General features: G+C 72.9%; 17 protein-coding genes. 8 read left to right on the top strand and 9 right to left on the bottom strand.

What is annotated here, in order from left to right:
- The 6 genes from DZF91_RS41530 to DZF91_RS20085 all read right to left on the bottom strand — a co-directional run.
- Positions 1–367: hypothetical protein (locus DZF91_RS41530; RefSeq protein ID WP_207661892.1), on the bottom strand; the 367-nt coding region annotated here is incomplete at its 3' end.
- 257 nt (positions 368–624) lie between these two features.
- Positions 625–1,146 (bottom strand): GNAT family N-acetyltransferase, encoded by a 522-nt coding sequence (locus DZF91_RS20065; protein WP_117358998.1) that lies wholly within the window; start codon positions 1,144–1,146, stop codon positions 625–627.
- A gap of 223 nt (positions 1,147–1,369) precedes the next feature.
- Positions 1,370–2,026 carry a Clp protease N-terminal domain-containing protein gene (locus DZF91_RS20070; RefSeq protein WP_199486747.1) on the bottom strand — a complete coding sequence of 219 codons (657 nt, stop codon included), beginning with the start codon at positions 2,024–2,026 and terminating at the stop codon, positions 1,370–1,372.
- 152 nt (positions 2,027–2,178) lie between these two features.
- On the bottom strand, positions 2,179–2,901 hold the full coding sequence (locus tag DZF91_RS20075) for an RraA family protein (RefSeq protein WP_117358999.1): 723 nt from the start codon (positions 2,899–2,901) through the stop codon (positions 2,179–2,181).
- Positions 2,898–3,323 carry a TIGR03667 family PPOX class F420-dependent oxidoreductase gene (locus DZF91_RS20080; protein ID WP_117359000.1) on the bottom strand — a complete coding sequence of 142 codons (426 nt, stop codon included), beginning with the start codon at positions 3,321–3,323 and terminating at the stop codon, positions 2,898–2,900. Before DZF91_RS20080 ends, DZF91_RS20075 begins: the two co-directional genes overlap by 4 nt.
- Positions 3,324–3,495: 172 nt before the next feature.
- Complete coding sequence (locus tag DZF91_RS20085) at positions 3,496–4,467, bottom strand: hypothetical protein (RefSeq protein ID WP_199486748.1); 972 nt, start codon at positions 4,465–4,467, stop codon at positions 3,496–3,498.
- 237 nt (positions 4,468–4,704) lie between these two features.
- On the opposite strand from DZF91_RS20085, the gene DZF91_RS20090 reads away from it, so the two are divergent.
- On the top strand, positions 4,705–5,067 hold the full coding sequence (locus DZF91_RS20090; RefSeq protein WP_117359002.1) for a hypothetical protein: 363 nt from the start codon (positions 4,705–4,707) through the stop codon (positions 5,065–5,067).
- A 115-nt stretch (positions 5,068–5,182) separates the two neighbouring features.
- Here the strand turns inward: DZF91_RS20090 and DZF91_RS20095 are convergent, their stop codons facing one another.
- Positions 5,183–5,578, bottom strand: a complete 396-nt coding sequence (locus DZF91_RS20095) for a hypothetical protein (RefSeq protein WP_117359003.1) — start codon at positions 5,576–5,578, stop codon at positions 5,183–5,185.
- A 211-nt stretch (positions 5,579–5,789) separates the two neighbouring features.
- Here DZF91_RS20095 and lon point away from each other — a divergent pair, with 211 nt between their 5' ends.
- Together lon and DZF91_RS20105 are read left to right on the top strand one after the other, a co-directional pair.
- Positions 5,790–8,183, top strand: a complete 2,394-nt coding sequence (gene lon / locus DZF91_RS20100; protein WP_117359004.1) for an endopeptidase La — start codon at positions 5,790–5,792, stop codon at positions 8,181–8,183.
- Positions 8,184–8,404: 221 nt separating this feature from the next.
- The gene (locus DZF91_RS20105; protein WP_117359005.1) at positions 8,405–9,649 is read left to right on the top strand and encodes a hypothetical protein; all 1,245 of its coding nucleotides are present in this window, start codon (positions 8,405–8,407) and stop codon (positions 9,647–9,649) included.
- Between the two features lie 24 nt (positions 9,650–9,673).
- Here DZF91_RS20105 and DZF91_RS20110 read toward each other — a convergent pair whose 3' ends face one another.
- Positions 9,674–10,645 (bottom strand): helix-turn-helix domain-containing protein, encoded by a 972-nt coding sequence (locus tag DZF91_RS20110; RefSeq protein ID WP_117359006.1) that lies wholly within the window; start codon positions 10,643–10,645, stop codon positions 9,674–9,676.
- A gap of 52 nt (positions 10,646–10,697) precedes the next feature.
- Here DZF91_RS20110 and DZF91_RS20115 point away from each other — a divergent pair, with 52 nt between their 5' ends.
- Positions 10,698–11,096 carry a cupin domain-containing protein gene (locus DZF91_RS20115; RefSeq protein WP_117359007.1) on the top strand — a complete coding sequence of 133 codons (399 nt, stop codon included), beginning with the start codon at positions 10,698–10,700 and terminating at the stop codon, positions 11,094–11,096.
- On the opposite strand, the gene DZF91_RS20120 is transcribed toward DZF91_RS20115, so the two are convergent.
- Positions 11,082–12,611 (bottom strand): nitroreductase/quinone reductase family protein, encoded by a 1,530-nt coding sequence (locus DZF91_RS20120; protein ID WP_117359008.1) that lies wholly within the window; start codon positions 12,609–12,611, stop codon positions 11,082–11,084. The two genes, DZF91_RS20115 and DZF91_RS20120, sit on opposite strands and share 15 nt — an antisense overlap.
- A 147-nt stretch (positions 12,612–12,758) precedes the next feature.
- On the opposite strand from DZF91_RS20120, the gene DZF91_RS20125 reads away from it, so the two are divergent.
- From DZF91_RS20125 to DZF91_RS20140, 4 genes are all read left to right on the top strand, one after another.
- The gene (locus tag DZF91_RS20125; RefSeq protein WP_117359009.1) at positions 12,759–13,985 is read left to right on the top strand and encodes a Gfo/Idh/MocA family protein; all 1,227 of its coding nucleotides are present in this window, start codon (positions 12,759–12,761) and stop codon (positions 13,983–13,985) included.
- A 152-nt stretch (positions 13,986–14,137) separates the two neighbouring features.
- Positions 14,138–15,139: a sugar ABC transporter substrate-binding protein gene (locus DZF91_RS20130; protein WP_235834430.1), complete on the top strand. Its 1,002-nt coding sequence runs from the start codon at positions 14,138–14,140 to the stop codon at positions 15,137–15,139.
- Complete coding sequence (locus DZF91_RS20135) at positions 15,136–16,200, top strand: ABC transporter permease (protein ID WP_117359011.1); 1,065 nt, start codon at positions 15,136–15,138, stop codon at positions 16,198–16,200. The genes DZF91_RS20130 and DZF91_RS20135 overlap by 4 nt, the downstream gene beginning before the upstream one ends.
- The gene (locus DZF91_RS20140; protein ID WP_117359012.1) at positions 16,197–17,033 is read left to right on the top strand and encodes an ATP-binding cassette domain-containing protein; all 837 of its coding nucleotides are present in this window, start codon (positions 16,197–16,199) and stop codon (positions 17,031–17,033) included. The genes DZF91_RS20135 and DZF91_RS20140 overlap by 4 nt, the downstream gene beginning before the upstream one ends.
- Positions 17,034–17,071: the final 38 nt, after the last annotated feature.

Here is a 17,071-nt window from a genome sequence, read left to right on the forward strand (position 1 = left end):
GCACGCCCGCGGTCGCCGTGGGGGACGACGGCGCCGCGGGCGAGTCGGGGCCTGCCGCCGCACCGCGCTCCCGCGACGGCAGACCGTTGTTCCCCTGCCGGACCCCGGCGGCGCGCGCCGTCCCGGAGGCCGGGCCCGATGCGGTACGGCCGAGGACCCGAGGTGTGTCGCCGAACGCCACCGGGACCGCGCGCGCCGTGGGGAAGAGGGAGCGGCGCGTCGTGCGGACCGGCAAGCCGGGAACATCCTCGGCCGTACCGACCGGGCCGGGCAGGGAGACCATGGCGGGCTCGGACGGCGCGGAACCGGGGAGGGTACGGGACGGCGGGACGAGGGTGGCCCTCCCCGTCCTCGCGGTGCCCCGCATATGGACCCTCCCCGGTCGCAGGACGGGAGGCGGGCCTTGAAAGGCCGTTGACCTTCACCGTCACACGCTGTCACGAACTCGATGCGAGAGGTACCCAGCGATCATGCTGCCGTAAACCGAGGTCAAGAAAGTTCCTGCCACTGGCCTGCGGTTTTGACCGGCCACGCCCCGAAAGTGCTGGAAGATTCAACCGCGCGCCGGGCGCACTGTGAGCGGAGGGCGACGGGCGGCTGCCCCGCCACCTTGGGTGAACCTCTCTAGGCCTCGCCGTCGAGTTCCTCGGCGAGCAGGTCCATGAGGAGGCTGTCGTGCCAGGTGCCGTCGTTGCCGCGCTCGGCCTTCCGCTGGACGCCGACCGGCCGGAACCCGACCTTGGTGTACGACCGGATCGCGGCCGTGTTGTCCGCGGCCGGGTCGATCGTGATCCGGTGGTGCCCGTGGTCGCGGACGATGTGCCGGGCCAGCGTCCGGACGGCGTCGGTGCCGAGCCCGCGTCCGTGCAGGTCCGGATCGAGGTAGATGTCGATGCTCGCGTGCCGGTAGTCGGGCTCCTCCTCGGCCTGCCACTGGATCCAGCCCGCCGTCCGGCCGTCGTGGACGATCACGTACTGGTGCCCGCCGTCCTCCGCGAGATCCTCGGCGACCGCCTTCTCCAGGTCGTCGCCGCCCCGCCACCACCGGAACACCTCCGGCCTGCGCCGGATCGCGGCCAGCGCCGGGATGTCCGTCTCGTCTGCCGGGCGCAGCACCACCCGCTCACCGTGCAGAGTCCGATCCATGCACGAACGCTAACCGCCGTCCACCGCACGCCGCCAAACCATTTTCGCCCGCCGCCGGGGTGTGCCCACCGTCATCTGCCCGGTACCCGCCGTGCGGGGGCCGCGTCCGTCGGCCGCCGAGGCTGTCCGTGCCCGCTGTCCGTGCCCGCTGTCCGCGCCCGCTGTCCGCGCCCGCTGCCCGCTGCCCGCGCCCGCCGTTCGCCGTTCGCGGTCCGCCGGGGTGTCAGGTGGGGATGGGGGCGGCGGTTTCGGTGAGGAGGGTGGCTGCCACGCCGCGTCCGACGCGGGACAGGCCGGTGAGCAGGTCGGCGCAGGTGATCGGACGGCCGTCCGCGATCTCCTCGGCGATGGCGATGGCCTTGCGGGCGTACGGTGTCCACGCGATCCGCTCGGCGGCCTGGGACGCGCCCGTCGTCAGCCGCGCTTCGAGGCGTTCGCGCAGGTCGTCCACGTGGCCGGTGAGAAGCCTGGACGCGGAGTTGTCCCCGGCGAGCAGCCCCCACAGGACGTGCTCGGTGCCGATGTAGTTGTTGCGGTGCCGGACGGCGACGTCCTTCATGGCGGCCATCGCGGTGCGCAGTTCGTCGGCGAGGTCCTCGGGGGCGTAGCGGCGGTGCGGGGCCAGGTAGCGCTGCTGCGCGGCCTGCCGGGTCACGCCGAGGGCCGCGCCGATCTCGTTCCAGGAGCGTCCGTGCATCCGGCAGTGCTCGACGTAGTCGGCGACCAGGTCGTCGCCGAGCGCCTGCAGCCGTCCGGACAGTTCGGCGGCCGTGCGCAGCAGCGCGATCCAGTCGGGCTGGACGTCTCCGTCGGGGCTCGCGGCGCCGTCGCAGGTCCGGTCGACCTCGGCGATCAGCGCGTCCAGATCGGGGAGGGGCATGAGGCAAGCGTGCGTTGACAAACCGGATCTGTCAACGCCCGCTTGCCTCAACGCCCGCTTGCCTCAACGTCCGCTTGCCTCAGTGCCCGCTCGCCCCAGCGTCCGCTCGCCCCAGCGTCGGCTATGCCTCGATGCCCGCTCGCCTCTTCCGGTCACTCCTCGATCGCACCGCCCAGCCGGCGCAGGTGCCGGCGGAAGGTGAGGGACGGGTCGTCCCGACGCGCCTTGAGGAACGCGGCGAACGCGAGCTGGTCGCGCAGGGACTCGCCCACGCGCACCCGCTCGGCCTGGCCGCGTTCGGTGTCGCGGATGCCCTGCGCCAGCGCGGCCAGGTCGTCCACCCGGTCGGACGGCACGAACAGGACGCCGTCGTCGTCCGCGAACACCGTGTCTTCCCTGGTCACCGTCCACTCGCCGACGCGTGCGGACGCCAGGGCCTCCGGCGGGCGCGCGCTCACGCCCAGCGGCCCGGACGGGATCGAGCCGAGGCTGAACACCGGCAGCCCGATCGCGCGGATGTCGGCGGTGTCGCGGTGCAGGCCCCAGATCACCATCCCGGCCAGGCCCGCCGCCTTCGCCTCCAGGACGACCAGGTCGCCGACGCACGCCTCGTCGAGCCGTCCGCCGTTGTCGACGACGAGGACGTCACCCGGCCTGGCCTGCTCGAACGCCTCCAGGAAGACGTCCACGCTGCCCACATGCCGCGTGGGGAGCACGCGGCCCACGACGCGTCCGGTGAAGTCCTCCCCACCGGAGCCGGGGGACGGGGCGACCGGGCGGGTTCCGGCGGGACCGCAGCGCACGGGGACGTCGGCGCGGACGCAGGCGTCGGCGACGTGCGCCGTCGTGAGCCCCGCGAAGGCGTCGGCGGTCATGCGTGCAGGCGGGACGGCGTGATGACGACCGGCTCGGAGAACTGCGCCGCGAACCGCTCCGGGGTCTGGAAGATCGTCTCGATGAGGTCGGCGTACTTCGCCCGGTACTCCGCGACCCGGTCGGCGGACGGGTGGCCGGGTGCGGCCACGGCGGTGCCCTCCAGGCGGACGACGTCGTGCCCGGTCGAGGACTCGTCCAGCGCGAGGCTGATCCTCGGGTTCTTCTCGATGTTGCGCAGCTTCTCCTTGCCCGGCTGGCTGTAGAGCAGGATCGTCCCGTCCTCGCGCAGCAGGAACCAGACGACGACGCTGACCGGCTGGCCGTTCGGGCGCACCGTCGTCAGCCAGGCGATCCGGTTCTCACGCAGCCGCCTGCCCGCGCGTTCGCGGGCTTCTTCCGGCAGCCCTGCCAAGAGCTCCATGCCGTTCCTCTCCGTCGGAGGTGTCCGGTGCGTCCGCCTCGTGTGCGCACGCGTGTGGTGGACGCTACATGGCCAAGCCGAACGGCCCTCCGTCCAGCCCGCAAGAACCTGGGGCTGTCGCGGCGGCGGGAACGGACACGCCGTCTATTACGGGCACGTCCGTACCTTCGCGTCACGTGTCCGGCAGGCTCCACAGGCGGACGCCGCGGTGGTCGGCGGACAGCGTCCACCAGGCGCCGGGCCCGGCGGGTCTCGGCGGACCGGAGACAGGACTCGGGTAGGTGATCCGCGCGCGGACGGTCATGGTGCGCAGATCGACCAGCCAGTGGCGTGACCCGTCCTGTGGGTGCTCGGACCCGACCACGGCCAGACCATCGTGGGGGATCGCGCCCTCGAAGTCCCACCGGACGCGCTGCTCGCCCATCGGGAAGAGTTCGGCCGGGACGGTGTCGTGGGCCAGGCGGCGCAGCGCGCGGCCGTCCGGGAGCGCGGTCAGGTAGAGGTCCCACTGGCCGGTGTCGGTGGACATGAACTCCCGCCCGGACGGGCTGACGTCCAGAAGCACCTCGTCCACGAACTTCTGGACGTGTACCTCCGAGCCGTCCCAGTGCCCCCACAGCACAGGTGAGGTCTCCTCGCCCTCGCCGACGCTCAGGCCCATGCGTGACGGGTCGGGATGGGGGATGTGGAAGGAGCCCGATCCCACGGTGTCGGTGTCGGCCCGTCCCAGCACCCGGCCGTCAAGGGGATCGAGGACCAGCCACTCCTCGGCCACGTCGTCGCCGAGACGCTTCCGGACATGGGCCCAGAGGAGCTTGCCGTCCGGGGAGAAGGCGGCCGAACCGCTGTCGGCCCACGCGTGGTCCTCGTCGTCCGCGTACTCGGTGAAGGAGGCGTGGTCCTCGGTGCAGACGGCGGCCGACCAGCACCCGTGGCGGTGTTCCCAGAGCAGGGTCCCGTGCGCGTCCACGGCTTGGAGCGCGTGCACCCCGGCGAACACGGCGACGCCCCCGTCCGGGGAGACCGCCACCGTCCCGAACCGCCGAGGCCAGGGCGCGGGGAACCGGACGACCGGCTCCGAGCCGTCCAGCGCGACGACGGCCAGCTCGGCGTCTCCACGCTGCACCAGGAACCCGTACGCCACCTGCGGAGCATCCGCCGTTTCAAGGTCAAGCGGAGCATCGGCGGCACCCGCGGGCCGAGCCTCGACCCGCTCCAAAGATCCGTCCACGGCATCGTCTCCCATGCGCACATTCTCTCCTTGACTCCAGCTTTCCCCTGCCATGGCGAGGAAGTGGGGCCAAAACCGCATTTCACACGCTTAAGGCCCTGGTCGGGGGCACGGGCCAGGGGAGAGCCACGAACGACGAAGGGAGCGATCATGTCCCCGGCCGACCGCCCGGTCCAGGGTGAGCACCAGTACCAGCAGCACGTGACCTCGCCGGACGAGCACGAGGAACGTCCCGGCCGCAGCCTGGTCACCACCGACCACGAAACGATCATGAACTGGGCCCGGGAGCGCGGTGCGGAGCCCGCGACCGTCCCCGGCAGCGAGTACGAGGGACGTCCGGGCCGCCTGCTCATGGACTTCCCCGGCTACAGCGGCGAGAGCCTGGAGCACATCTCCTGGGACGACTGGTTCCGCACGTTCGACGAACGCAAGCTGAACTTCATCTACCAGGAGCACAAGAAGGACGGCGCGCAGAGCAACTTCTTCCGCCTGGAGAACCCCGACGCCGCCTGACCGGGCGCCCGACCACCCACCACCGCCGACCACCGGGCGTCCGGGCACGCCACCCCGGGCCCGGTGCGGGTGCAGCTCGTCCTCCGGAGCCGGCGGTGAGCGGTCCGCACTGAGTTCACTCCGCCGGAGGTCCCACCCAAGGGGCCAGCCGCTCGCCGGCGGACAGGTTCTCGCGCCAGTACCGGAAGACGGTTCCCTGGACGATGTCGAGCTGCTCGGCCGCGATCAGGCCGCCGGCGGGACCGGGCCCGCCGGCGTCGGCCTCGAAGGCGACCAGCACGGCGGGCGTCTCGCCGACCTGCCGGACGACGGACCGGACCTCGTCCAGGGTCGGCTCGCGGAACACCGGGTCGTGGAACGCCGCAGGGCAGACGACGAAGAGCGGGTCCCCGAAGACCAGCTCCAGGCCGTGGGCGTACGAGAGGTCGTGCCCGGCGCCCAGACGTAGCTCACCGGCGTTCCAGGCGACGACGTCCCAGTCCCACCACGAACCAGGGGGAAGCCGGATCACGGGCTGCTCCTTCCACGGCCCGTCGGTCGATACGCGGGGGCGGAGCGGCGGGCCTGGCCTTCTCGCGTGGTCCGATCCTGCCCCAGCGAGGTCCGGTTTGATCGCTGAGAGCGAACGTTGCTGAGGAAATTATTTCGTGCTCCGTTTTCTTGAGTGTGGATGACTCAACCCTTCGCGGGTTCGGGTTCCCTAGAGACTTGGAGCTGAGAGCATGAGCGAGACCCTGACGCTGCCGGTGCTGCCCCTGGACGACGGGGCCGTTCTGCCGGGCATGGTCGTCCCCCTGGACCTGTCCGAGGGCGAGGTGCGCGCGGCGGTCGAGGCGGCCCGGGCGGTGGCCCACGCGAAGGGCCCCGGCATCCGCTCGGCGGTCAAGCCGCGCGTGCTGCTCGTCCCGAGGCTGAACGGGCAGTACGCGGCCGTCGGCACCCTCGGCGTGATCGAGCAGGAGGGGCGGCTGCCCGGCGGCGAGCCCGGCGCGGTCGTGCGCGGCGTGTCCCGCGTCCGCATCGGCACCGGGACGACCGGCCCCGGCGTGGCGCTGTGGGTCGAGGGCCAGGTGGTCGAGGTCCCCGCGCCGAACGGGCGCGCGCACGAACTGGCCAAGGAGTACAAGGGCCTGGTCAGCGCCATCCTGCAGAAGCGCGGCGCCTGGCAGGTCGTGGACGTCGTCCAGAAGATCGAGGACCCGTCCGAGCTCGCCGACAACGCGGGCTACGCGCCCTACCTGACCGACGAGCAGAAGGTCGAGGTGCTGGAGACCGCCGACACGGTCGAGCGGCTCACCCTGGTCATCGGCTGGGCGCGCGACCACCTCGCCGAGCTGGACGTCGCGGAGACCATCCGCAAGGACGTCCAGGAGGGCATGGAGAAGACCCAGCGCGAGTTCCTGCTGCGGCAGCAGATGGACGCCATCCGCAAGGAGCTCAACGAGCTGAACGGCGACCCGGCGGGCGAGGAGGACGACTACCGCGCCCGCATCGAGGCGGCCGACCTCCCCGAGAAGGTCCGCGAGGCCGCGCTCAAGGAGGTCGACAAGCTGGAGCGGTCGTCCGACGCCTCGCCCGAGGGCGGCTGGATCCGCACCTGGCTCGACACCGTCCTCGACATCCCGTGGAACGAGCGCACCGAGGACGCCTACGACATCGCGGGCGCGCGCGAGGTGCTGGACGCCGACCACGCCGGGCTGGAGGACGTCAAGGAGCGCGTCATCGAGTACCTGGCCGTCCGCAAGCGCCGGTCCGACCGGGGCCTCGGCGTCGTCGGCGGACGGCGCAGCGGCGCGGTGCTGGCCCTGACCGGCCCTCCCGGCGTCGGCAAGACCTCGCTGGGCGAGTCGATCGCCAAGGCCATGGGACGCGAGTTCGTCCGCGTCGCCCTCGGCGGCGTCCGGGACGAGGCGGAGATCCGCGGCCACCGGCGCACCTACGTGGGCGCGCTGCCAGGCCGCATCGTCCGCGCGATCCGCGAGGCCGGCTCGATGAACCCGGTCGTGCTGCTGGACGAGATCGACAAGGTCGGCGCGGACTACCGGGGCGACCCGACCGCGGCGCTGCTGGAGGTCCTGGACCCCGAGCAGAACCACACCTTCCGCGACCACTACCTGGAGGTCGAGCTCGACCTGTCGGACGTGCTGTTCCTCGCGACGGCCAACGTCGTGGAGGCCATCCCCGGGCCGCTGCTCGACCGGATGGAGCTCGTCCAGCTCGACGGGTACACCGAGCACGAGAAGGTGACGATCGCCCGCGACCACCTGCTGCCCAAGCAGCTGGAGAAGGCCGGGCTGGAGCCCGCGGAGGTCGCGTTCGACGACGCGGCGCTGCGCAAGCTGGCATCGGAGTACACCCGCGAGGCGGGCGTCCGGTCGCTGGACCGCGCGATCGCCCGCGTCCTGCGCAAGGTCGCCGCGAACGTCGCGCTGGAGAAGACCGCGCTGCCGCTGACGGTCGGCGAGGCCGAACTGAAGGACTACCTGGGCCGTCCGCGGTTCACGCCGGAGGCCGAGCTCAGCAGGTCCGAGCGGCGGACGGGCGTGCCCGGCGTCGCGACCGGCCTCGCGGTCACCGGCGCGGGCGGCGACGTCCTCTACATCGAGGCGTCGCTGGCCGACAAGGAGACCGGCGACACCGGCGTCACGCTCACCGGCCAGCTCGGCGACGTGATGAAGGAGTCCGCCCGGATCGCGCTGTCCTACCTGCGCTCGCGCGGCGCGGAGCTGGAGCTGCCGGTCGGCGACCTGAAGGACCGAGGCGTGCACGTCCACGTGCCCGCCGGAGCCGTCCCGAAGGACGGGCCGAGCGCCGGGATCACCATGACCACGGCCCTCGCGTCCCTGCTGTCGGGCCGTCCGGTCCGCCCGGACGTCGCGATGACCGGCGAGGTCTCCCTCACCGGCCGGGTGCTGCCGATCGGCGGCCTCAAGCAGAAGCTGCTGGCCGCGCACCGGCTCGGCATCACCACCGCGATCGTCCCGAAGCGCAACGAGCCCGACCTCGAGGACGTCCCCGCCGAGGTGCTGGACGACATGACCGTCCACGCGGTCAGCGACGTCCGCGAGGTCCTGGACCTGGCCCTGGAGCCCGCCACCACCCCCGTCACCGTCTGATCCGCCCACCCGGAACGGCCGCCTCGCACCCGTGCGCGAGGCGGCCTTCCGCCGTTCCTCGGCGAGCGCGGGCTACGGCAGCTCCGCGCCTGGTGGAGAGCCGGGCCGTTGAAAGGCGGACTCGCCGATCGTCGTGGAGCAGTTCGGTGGGCGCAGAGGTTTCGGGGCGAGTCGGACGTGGGTAGAAGCGGACACACCCCCCGCCGGGCAGGGGAAGCGTCGTGATCGGTCTGGTCTTCACCGTCCTCGCCGACCCGGGTTGGCAGGACGTGGGCGCGGGATGCCCGCGGTGCGCCTCCTCGTGGTTGCTGCAGGCGAGCGGCACGTGGTGTTTCGACGTCGGCGTCCGCGACTGGGCCACGCGCGACGCCAACGGAGGCCGGCCCGGCGATCCGCGTTGGCGCGGGCCCACCACCCAGGACGACACCGCCTACCGGTTCCGTGGGCCCGGCGGCCGGCGCGGGCAGCTCATCGGCAGGTGGGGTGAGGACGGGCGGCCGTTCCCGATCGGTGACCACGCCGTCCTGGGGCGGGTCGGGCCCCTTCCGTACGTTCCTCCGGAAGCCGAGGGGCTCCGGGCCCGGATCGGCCTCGTCCATCTGCTGGCGGACCCGGATTCGGCGGTCACCGGCGACCGTTCTCTGCGGGAGCTGAAGATGATCGGGTGCAGGTACGAGACGAGGCGCATGAGGGACGTCGTCGAGTCCGGCCGGGAGGAGTGGCGGGCGAGGTACGGGCTCCACATGCCCGTCCCCGAGGTCTGGCTCCACGCCCACCGCGCGGTCAAGAGGGCGGAGCTGCGCGTGCGGATGTGGGGGGACGAGCCTGCCTCCTATGCGGGGTGGGAGCGCGAAGAGCCGGTCGCCTCGTTCGACCCCGCCTTTCTCTACGGCGCGCCCTTGCGGCTCGTCTCCGACCGGCCTCACCGCCCGCCCCACCCTCCGGCCGCTCCGTTCACCCCGGGGATCGTCGAAAGCTACGGCGAGGGGAGAACGTGGTTCGAACTTCTTCCCGAGCTCGATCCGGATCCGACGAGGGCGGAGGCCAAGTTCCCTCTGCGCTGCGGTCTGCCCTGGCTGACGCAGAGGCGGATCGCCCGGCTCGACGCATGTCGGGACCCGGAGGGCAGGCCCTGGCGCGACCCTGAGCATGTGGCGTGGGTCGAACGGTTCATCGCCGACATGAAGACCGTCCAGGGACCATGGACGATGCTCACCGGCATCCGCCCCGTCGACGGGCTCGACGCCGCCCTCCGCCTGTCGGACGTCGTCCCGGACCTGGTCGAGATCGCGGCCAAGCCCGCCATCGAACGCCGCGAGGCGCTGGAACGGATGATCGCGGACGAGGGTTTCCCGGGACCATCCCCCTCGGCGCACCGCTGCGGTGAATCGCTCTGGCTGGCCATGAACGACATCCCGGACGGCGCTGCGCGCAGCGACGGTCGCCTCCGGGTCGTCTTCGACTAACGGGCGCCTCCAGGTTGTCTTCGACTAGTCGCGTGGTTCCGCGCGGGCGAAACGGGCGCGGTAGGCGGTGGGGGACAGGCCGGTGCGGCGGCGGACGTGGACGCGGAGGTTGGCGGCGGTGCCGAGGCCGGTGGCGCGGGCGACGGCGTCCAGGCCGAGCCCGCCGCTCTCGATGAGGCGGCAGGCGAGGGCGACGCGTTCGGAGGTCAGCCAGGCCAGGGGAGTGGTCCCGAGCTCGGCCTGGAAGCGTCGGTGCAGGGTCGCGGGGCTGATCGCGGCACGGGCGGCGAGGTCGGTCACGGTCAGCGGGCGGTCGAGGTTCCGCTGCGCCCAGGCCAGCACCGGCGCCAGGGACGTGTCGGGGATGTCGGGCACCGGTCGGTCGATGAACTGGCGCTGCCCGCCGTCGCGGTGGACGGCGAAGACGAGGCGGCGGGCGACCGCGTTGGCGACCTCCGCGCCGTGGTCGCGGCGGACGAGGTGCAGGCCGAGGTCGAGCGCGGCGGCGCTGCCGGCGGCGGTCAGCACGTCACCGTCGTCCACGAACAGCACGTCCGGTTCGAGCCGCACGGCCGGGAAGCGGGCGCGGAAGGCGTCGGCCCAGCGCCAGTGGGTGGTCGCGCGCCGGCCGTCCAGGACGCCGGCGGCGGCCAGGGAGAACGCGCCCGTGCAAAAACTCACCAGCCGGGCTCCCCGGTCGGCCGCGCCCTTGATCGCGGTCAGCACGGCGGTGGAGGGGGGCACGTCGGGGTCGGGACGGTTCGGCACGATCACGGTGTCCGCGCGCTCGACGGCGTCCAGGCCCGGGACGTCCGACATCGTGAACATGCCCGCGTGCATGGTCACCGGCCCGTCGGCGCAGAGGGAGAAGTCGTACCAGGGCACGTCCAGTTCGGGACGGCGCAGGCCGAACAGCTCGGTCGCGACGCCCAGCTCGAAGGGGTTCGAGCCGTCCTCCACGATCATCACGACGCGGTGCGAGGATCCTTGCGGCATGTGCGATTCCTAGCACTCACCGGGCCTGCGCGGCGAACGGCAGGCTGTCCCCATGAGTGATGAACCGATCGTCCTGACGGACGCGCTGGCGACGTTCGACCAGCTCTGGAGCCCGCGCATCGCCGCGCGCGTGAACGACTACGACGTGCGGATCGCCAAGGTGCGCGGCGAGCACGTGTGGCACGCGCACGACGACACCGACGAGTTCTTCCTCGTCCTGGACGGCGAGCTCGACATCGCGCTCCGGGACGCTGGCGGCGAGCGGACGGTCGTCCTGCCCAAGGGCGCGGTCTTCGTCGTGCCGAAGGGTGTCGAGCACAGGCCGTCATCGCCGGACGGCGCGTCAATCCTGATGTTCGAGCCGTCCGGGACGTCCAGCGTCGGCGACAGGCACGAGGACGTGCCCGACCATGTGGACGCGACGGTCGGACACTCGCTAACGGGGCGTTAGCCGGAAGATGCGCAGCTCGCGGTCGACGCGCTCCACGTAACGGTCGTAGACGGGCCAGACCTGGATGAGCCGGGGCCACACCTCAGCGCGCTCGGCCTCGGTCAGCAGGTGGGCGGTGACCGGCGTCGTCCGGCCCCGGAAGGACACCTCGGCCTCGGGGTTCTTGATGAGGTTCGCCGTCCACGCGGGGTGCTTCTCGCGGCCGAAGTTGGAGCCGACGACCAGCCACGTGCCGTCCTCCTCGGGACGGCACGCGAGCGGCACCTGGCGCGGCCGTCCCGTCTTCGCGCCCGTCGTCGTCAGGAGCAGGCTCGGCACCAGGGCCTGGCCGAGCAGTATCCGGCCGCCGCTGATCCGGTGCAGCGCGCGGTCCAGCGGCGGGACGACCCGCGGGCCGACCTTGCTGAACCACGGTGCTCCCGAGACGTACCGGAACAGCGGCCCGAGGGTCCGCTGGACGAGCGTGGGCATCGGCTTCTCCTCGGTGGGACGTGGCGCGTCCGGGCCCAGGCGGCCCGCGCGGCGGGGACGGAGGTGGCCGGCCGCCGCCAGCCAGCGCAGGGCGTCGGCCAGCGTCGACTCCACGGGACGGAGCCGCAGGTCCAGGGCCGTGAGCGCCGGGGCGTCGTCGGTCGGGACGAGGCTGACCATCAGCTGCGCGGCGTCCCTGGTCAGCGGGTACTCGAAGGAGCGTACGCGTTTGGCGGCGTCCAGCGCCCGGCCGAGCCCCACCATGACGGCGCCGGGCACGCGCGCCCGGCGGCAGGGGACGCCGGTGAGCGTGTCGCACAGGTCGGCGATCTCCGGCCAGGTGAGGAACGTGCCGCCGAGCAGCCAGCGCTCGCCGCCCCTGGCCGTCGTGACCGCGCGGCACAGCGCCTCGGCCAGGTCGCGGACGTCGATGACGCCGACGCCGCCGGGCGGCAGCGGCCAGGCCAGGTTCAGCGCCCCGGCGAGCCCCTCGGGCAGCGCGTCCAGCTGCGGCTGGTGCGGGCCGCAGACGCCGCCGGGGTAGACGATCGCGACCGGCGCGCCGCCGGACTGCGCCTCCCGGACGTACCGCTCCGCCGCGACCTTGGACCGGCCGTAGGCGGTGTGCGGCGCGGCGAGCGGGCTGTCCGCGGTGATCACCGGGCCGTCCGGCGGGACGAACACCGCGACCGTCGACACGTGCACGACGGGGGCCAGGCCGTGCGCGACCGCCCCGCCGACGACGTTGCGCGTCCCGGTGACGTTGGCCGAGACCAGGTCGGCCGCCGGGCCGGTCACGCCGATCGCGGCGGCGGCGTGGATCGCCGCGTCGCAACCGTCCAGCGCGCGGGTCACGGCGTCCGCGTCCAGCATGTCGCCCCGGACGAACTCGACGCGGGACGGCTCGACGCCCAGTGCGGTGAGCACGCGGGCGGCCCGGTCCGGATCGCGGACGAGGGCGCGCGGCGTGTGGCCGGCGGCCAGCAGGGCCGCGACGGTGTGCGAGCCGACGAACCCCGAGGCCCCGGTGAGGAACACGCGCATGGAGGCAACCTAGCGCTTGGTCGCCTTCGCGGGGAAGGGCGGATTCCGGTCGCCCCTAACGCCGCGCGGCCCCAGCCCGGTCGTTGACGGCCCTGGAACGCTCCAGCACACTCGGGGCCCACCCACCCACCGCACCGGGAGGGAACCATGAGGATCGCCCTCGCGGGCGCGGGCCGGATCGGCGCGCGGCACGCCGCCGCCCTGGCCCGCTCGCCCCACGTCACCGGACTCGTCATAGCGGACGCCGACCCCCGCCGCGCCGCCGCCGTGGCAGCCGCCCTCCGCCCCGGCCCCTCGACTCCCCGCACGGCCTCCGCCGCCGATGCCGCCACCACGAACGCACTGCCGCGCCCGGACGCACTGTCGCACCCGGACGCACTGTCGCACCCGGACGCACTGTCGCACCCGGACGCACTGACAAGTTCGGACGAGCTGTCGCGCTCTGATGCGTTGTCCCGCACGAATGCGCTGCCGCGTAGCGCGGAAGAGGCGCCGACCGTGGACGCGGCGCCGACCGTGGACGCGGCGCCGACCGTGGACGCGCTGTTCGCGAGCGGAGCGGACGCGTACGTCGTGGCGGCGGCCACCGACGCGCACGCGGCCCTCGTCCAGCGCGCCATCGCTCTCGGAAGGCCGGTGTTCTGCGAGAAGCCGCTCGCCCCGGACGTCTGTGGAACGCTCCACATCGTCCAGGCCGCCCGCGCGGCGGGCGTCGCGGTGCAGGTCGGGTTCCAGCGGCGGTTCGACGCCGGGTACCGGGCCGCGCGGGACGCCGTGCTCTCCGGACGGCTCGGCTGGCTGCACACCGTCCGGTCGTGCGGGTTCGACCCGGCGCCGCCGCCCGCCGACTACGTCCCGCTGTCGGGCGGGCTGTTCCGCGACTGCATGATCCACGACCTCGACTCGGTCCGGTACGTGACCGGGCGGGAGGTCGTCCGGGTCGTCAGCGCCGGGGCGAACCGGGGCGATCCGTTCTTCCGCGAGTGCGGCGACGTGGACACCGGCGCGGCGCTGCTCGTCCTGGACGACGGGACGCTCGGCCTCCTCGCCGCGACCAGGTACAACGCGGCCGGGTACGACGTCCGGCTGGAGGTGTTCGGCGCGAAGGACAGCGTCGTCGCGGGCCTCGACGAGCGCACCCCGCTCACCCCGCTGCCCGGGGAGCAGCGGGGCCGCGCGGCCTACAGCGGGTTCCTGGAGCGCTTCGCGGACGCCTACGACGCGGAGCTGGAGGCGTTCCTGCGGGTGGCGGCGGGCGACCTCGCCAACCCCTGCCCGCCCGAGGAGGCGCTCGAGGCGTTCTACCTGGCGGAAGCCTGCGACCTGTCCCGGCGCGAGGGTCGCGCCGTGGACGTCGGGGAGGTGCGACGCTGACGCGGCGGCCCCGCGCGCGAGGCGGATGATCTTCCACACCACCAGACTCGTGTACCCCTCCCGTCCGTCGAGAAACACCCGTGACCTGGAGCGGAGAACCCGCCAAGATGAGGTCCATCCGATCGTCCACCCCCCACCGGACGGAGACCCCAGTGCCGAGACCGACAACGCGCAGACCACTTCTCACCCTGACCGCCGCCGCGCTGGCGCTGACGGCCGCGCTGGCCGGTTGCAGCAGCTCAGGAGGGAAGAAGGCGGAGGAGAAGAGCACGAACCCGGGCGCGGGCGGCGGCCCCCGGCTGAAGATCGCCATGATCACCCATTCCGGACAAGGCGATACATTCTGGGACATCGTGCAGAAGGGGGCCAAGGCCGCCGCCGCCAAGGACAACGTGCAGTTCCTCTACTCGGCCAACCCGGAGGGCGGCCAGCAGGCCCAGCTCGTCCAGACGGCGATCGACCAGAAGGTGGACGGCATCATCGTCACCCTCGCCAAGCCGGACGCGATGAAGGACGTGCTCGCCCGCGCCGCCGCCGCGAAGATCCCGGTCGTGTCGATCAACTCCGGCGCGGACGCGTCGGCGCGGCTCGGCGCGCTGGTCCACTTCGGCCAGGACGAGAGCGTCGCGGGCGAGGCGGCCGGGCGGCAGCTGGCGAAGATCGGGGCGAAGAAGGCGCTCTGCGTCGTGCACGAGCAGGGCAACGTCGGCCTGGAGTCGCGCTGCGCCGGCGCGAAGAAGACCTTCGGCGGCCCGATGCAGAACCTGTACGTGACCGGCACGAACATGCCGCAGGTCAAGTCGGCGATCACCGCCAAGCTGCAGGCCGACAAGGGCATCGACGGCGTGCTGACGCTCGGTGCGCCGTTCGCCGCGACGGCCGTCCAGTCGGTGAAGGAGACCGGCAGCAAGGCGAAGATCGGCACCTTCGACATGAACAAGGACCTCGTCGCCTCCATCAAGGACGGGTCGATCCAGTTCGCGGTCGACCAGCAGCCCTACCTCCAGGGCTACGAGGCCGTCGACGAGCTGTGGCTCTACCGCAACAACGGCGACGTCCTCGGCGGCGGACAGCCCGTCCTCACCGGCCCCGCCATCGTGACCAAGGAGAACGCCGACCAGGTCGCGCCGTTCGCCGAGCGGGGCACCAGGTGACCAAGGCGACCACCGGGGGTCCCGCCGGGGCCGCCACCGGGGGCGCCGCGGCGGACGAGCGGGTGGCGCGGCGCGATCCGCTGCGCCGGCTGCTCGTCCGGCCCGAGCTCGGCGCCCTGATCGGCGCCGTGGCGCTGTTCGCGTTCTTCTCCGTGACGGCCGACGCGTTCCTGCGCGCGCCGTCGTTCTCCACGGTGCTGTACGCCTCGTCCACCTTCGGGATCATGGCGGTCGGGGTGTCGCTGCTGATGATCGGCGGCGAGTTCGACCTGTCGGCGGGCGTGATGGTGACCAGCTCCGCGCTGGTCACCGCGCTCGTGTCGTACCAGCTCACGCTGAACGTGTGGGCGGGCGTGGCGATCTCCCTGGCGGTCACGCTGGCGCTCGGCGTCCTGAACGGCCTGCTGTTCGTCTGGACGAGGCTGCCGAGCTTCATCGTCACGCTCGCGACCTTCCTCATGCTGGCCGGGGCGAACCTGGGCGTCACCAAGGCGGTCACCGGCAACGTCGCGTCCGACTCCATCCGCGACATGGACGGCTTCGCGAGCGCGAAGGACGTGTTCGCCTCCGAGGTCACGATCGGCGGCGTGGCCGTGAACGTCACCGTGTTCTGGTGGATCGGGTTCACCGCCGTCGCGACCTGGATCCTGCTGCGCACCCGCGCCGGGAACTGGATCTTCGCGGTGGGCGGGAACGCGCCCGCCGCCCGCGCGGTCGGCGTCCCGGTGGCCCGCACCAAGGTCGCGCTGTTCGCCGGGGTCGCGTTCTGCGCCTGGTTCTCCGGGATGCACCTGCTGTTCGCGTTCGCCACCGTCCAGTCGGGCGAGGGCGTCGGGAACGAGTTCTTCTACATCATCTGCGCGGTGATCGGCGGCTGCCTGCTGACCGGCGGCTACGGCTCGGCGATCGGCGCCGCGATCGGCGCGTTCATCTTCGGGATGGTCAACAAGGGCATCGTGTACGCCGACTGGAACCCCGACTGGTTCCGGTTCTTCCTCGGCGCCGCGCTGCTCGCCGCGACCGTCGTCAACCACCTCGTCCGGCGGAGGGCCGAGCGGTGACCGCCCTGGTGAAGCTGACCGGCGTCGGCAAGGACTACGGCAGCGTGATCGCGCTGCGGGACGTGACGCTGGAGGTCGCCGCCGGGGAGGTGGTGTGCGTCCTCGGCGACAACGGCGCGGGCAAGTCCACCCTGATCAAGATCATCGCGGGCCTGCACCGGCACGACACCGGGACCTACGAGGTGCAGGGCGAACCGGTCGCGTTCGCCTCGCCCCGGGACGCGCTCGACCGCGGCATCGCGACCGTCTACCAGGACCTCGCCGTCGTCCCGCTCATGCCGGTCTGGCGCAACTTCTTCCTCGGTTCGGAGCGGCGCCGGGGCTTCGGACGGCTGGACGTCGAGGCCATGCGCCGCACCACCCGCGACGAACTGCTCGCCATGGGCATCGACCTGCGCGACGTGGACCAGCCGATCGGCACCCTGTCGGGCGGCGAGCGGCAGTGCGTCGCGATCGCGCGGGCCGTCCACTTCGGCGCGAAGGTCCTCGTCCTGGACGAGCCGACCGCCGCGCTCGGCGTGAAGCAGGCCGGGGTCGTGCTGCGCTACATCGTGCAGGCGCGCGAACGCGGCCTCGGCGTCGTGTTCATCACCCACAACCCGCACCACGCCTACCCGGTCGGCGACCGGTTCCTGATCCTCAACCGGGGCCGTCCGATCGGCTACCACGGCAAGGACGAGATCACCCGCGAGGAGCTGACCGCCCTCATGGCGGGCGGCGCCGAGCTGGAACAGCTCGCGCACGAGCTGCGGGCCGCGGGGTCCGCCGAGACGGCCCGCGAGGTCGGCGAGGAGGCCCGCAGCCTCGGCGTCCCGGACGACCCCGCCGAGTGACCCCGCCCCGCCCGCCCGCGCGCCCCCCGCGCCGGGCG

This window comes from Actinomadura logoneensis, from assembly GCF_003428695.1.
Lineage (GTDB): Bacteria > Actinomycetota > Actinomycetes > Streptosporangiales > Streptosporangiaceae > Spirillospora > Spirillospora logoneensis.

Coding starts and splice junctions, on each gene's coding strand:
- DZF91_RS20080 (WP_117359000.1), bottom strand. CDS start 3,323: ATGGAGCTCTTGGCAGGGCTGCCGGAAGAAGCCCGCGAACGCGCGGGC.
- DZF91_RS20120 (WP_117359008.1), bottom strand. CDS start 12,611: ATGCGCGTGTTCCTCACCGGGGCCTCGGGGTTCGTCGGCTCGCACACC.
- DZF91_RS20065 (WP_117358998.1), bottom strand. CDS start 1,146: ATGGATCGGACTCTGCACGGTGAGCGGGTGGTGCTGCGCCCGGCAGAC.
- DZF91_RS20070 (WP_199486747.1), bottom strand. CDS start 2,026: ATGCCCCTCCCCGATCTGGACGCGCTGATCGCCGAGGTCGACCGGACC.
- lon (WP_117359004.1), top strand. CDS start 5,790: ATGAGCGAGACCCTGACGCTGCCGGTGCTGCCCCTGGACGACGGGGCC.
- DZF91_RS20110 (WP_117359006.1), bottom strand. CDS start 10,645: ATGCCGCAAGGATCCTCGCACCGCGTCGTGATGATCGTGGAGGACGGC.
- DZF91_RS20115 (WP_117359007.1), top strand. CDS start 10,698: ATGAGTGATGAACCGATCGTCCTGACGGACGCGCTGGCGACGTTCGAC.
- DZF91_RS20125 (WP_117359009.1), top strand. CDS start 12,759: ATGAGGATCGCCCTCGCGGGCGCGGGCCGGATCGGCGCGCGGCACGCC.
- DZF91_RS20090 (WP_117359002.1), top strand. CDS start 4,705: ATGTCCCCGGCCGACCGCCCGGTCCAGGGTGAGCACCAGTACCAGCAG.
- DZF91_RS20075 (WP_117358999.1), bottom strand. CDS start 2,901: ATGACCGCCGACGCCTTCGCGGGGCTCACGACGGCGCACGTCGCCGAC.